The following is a 1,812-nucleotide window of genomic DNA, read 5'->3' as shown; positions in this document are numbered from 1 at the left end:
GTACTACCCTCCACTGTCACCATAGCCCCTGGCAATGATTCTCCATTCTGATCTCTAACAACCCCCGAAACTTCAGCCACCGAACGATTATACACCGGAGGTCTGCTATTGTAATCCAGAAAATAGGTTTGTAATTCAGGAGCGGTCCCAGAAATATTTGGATTGGCCGATGACAAGCGAAGATTCACATCTTTCCAGTCTATCTTGGTATCTTGCTTTACATTGGCCTTATACCCCAGGGAAATTGGTTCATTGACATTGGTAGAACGGATGTCATAAGACGGATACCATCCTGCATTGTTTACCACGTAGGACAATTCCAGGTTAGAGCGCGTAGCCCTTTTGGCCTCTATTTTTACAAGGACCTCTCCGTTGGCATATTCTTTTTTTCCAGTGATTGTATTGATCTGATTCTGCAGCTTGGTTTGTTCCTCATAAAAATCGTTAAGGGTTTTTGTCCGATCGAGCTCCTTTAACTTCAAGGAAGTAAGCTGCTGCCCGTAGTAGTCGGCTGCACTTTTTAAGGTAGCCGCTGTAAGGGTCTGGTTACCGCCTACCACCTTATTGGCCTGCAGAAAGACAATTTCCTCTGCCAGGATGTCCAGATAGGTTCGTTCTTTTTTGATCTTTTCCTGCACCTCCAGTAGCTGTGCTTCCAAGTCCAGCAGCTCTTTGGATTTTCCCAGTTCCTCCAAATAATTTTGTTGCTGGTTTACGGAAAGTACTGTGACGTTCCCATCTGCCTTTACTTGAAGGCTCTTTCCATTGATAAAAGGTGACAGGTCCGTAAACTTTAAAATACTGGTTCCGGCAGGAATATCAACCGCTTTTTTTCTCGTGATCTGGGCACCTTCAATAAAAACAGTTACGTCTTTTACTGCTGTTTTGATCTCTATCTCTTTGGGCTCTTGAGCCATTGTCATGTTAACACCAAGAAGCAGAGATAGCCAAACTATACTTTTAAACTTCATATTTTTTTTGATTAGATTTATGCTATTCAGACATTCAAATGTAGGTCCATAAATGCGTTATCCTCAACTCCGTTTTATTATTCTAAAGTAATAGTTTTATCACCGTAATAAGTCCAATAACTAAGATAAGAATCAGGGAGAGCTTTTTAAACTTAGATTGAGGAATATATTTCAGGATCCTTTTGCCAATGTAGGTGCCTAATATGCCAATCCCTAATAAAAAGGGTACGTATTTAGATCATGGTCATGGATATAGCCATTTCAATTATTCCAATGAGATCACTACATTCCCTGTCTTATGTCCTTTTTCAACATACCGGAACGCTTCTGGTATCTCCTCAAAAGGATATACGCGATCTATCAGAGGGCTGAAATGGTGCTCTTCAATAAGACTTTTTAACAGACGAATGCTTCTCATAATATCGGGGGGATAAGGAAATTTTACCTTTTTCCCTTTTGTAAATGGCACACTCCCGAACAGGTACGTTAATAATGAATAGAACAAATTTTGGGACCAGGGACCAAGTTCTGAGGAAATATAAGCTCCTCCATTTACCAGTATGGGTTTGCATGCCTTAAAGGTGCTTTTTCCTGAAGTATCCAGGATAGCCTGATATTTGTCAGCAGATTTGGTAAAATCCTGGCGTTCCCAATCTATCGTATACGATGCCCCCAATGAGGCAGCCAAAGAAATATTCTTAGTATTGGTCACTGCTGTGCGTTCTATCCCCAAATAACCTAGTAATTGCATGGCAGCCGATCCAATTCCTCCGGTGGCTCCGTTAATTAGCACCTTATCGCCCTCTTGCAATTGCAATTTGTTGATCATATTATAAGCGTA

At 41.2% G+C, this 1,812-nt stretch carries 2 protein-coding genes; both read right to left on the bottom strand.

Annotation, left to right across the window (positions count from 1 at the left end; all coding sequences use genetic code 11):
- Positions 1-971: mucoidy inhibitor MuiA family protein (locus WBM49_RS02390; RefSeq protein WP_424370466.1), on the bottom strand; the 971-nt coding region annotated here is incomplete at its 3' end.
- A gap of 265 nt (positions 972-1,236) precedes the next feature.
- A partial coding sequence (locus WBM49_RS02385) for a zinc-binding dehydrogenase (RefSeq protein WP_424370465.1) occupies positions 1,237-1,812 on the bottom strand: 576 nt, incomplete at its 5' end.

The sequence above is a fragment of the Muriicola sp. genome, from assembly GCF_049669965.1.
GTDB lineage: Bacteria > Bacteroidota > Bacteroidia > Flavobacteriales > Flavobacteriaceae > Muriicola.
Note: the sequence above shows the minus strand (reverse complement) of the source record. Positions and strands in the feature narration are given on the sequence as shown.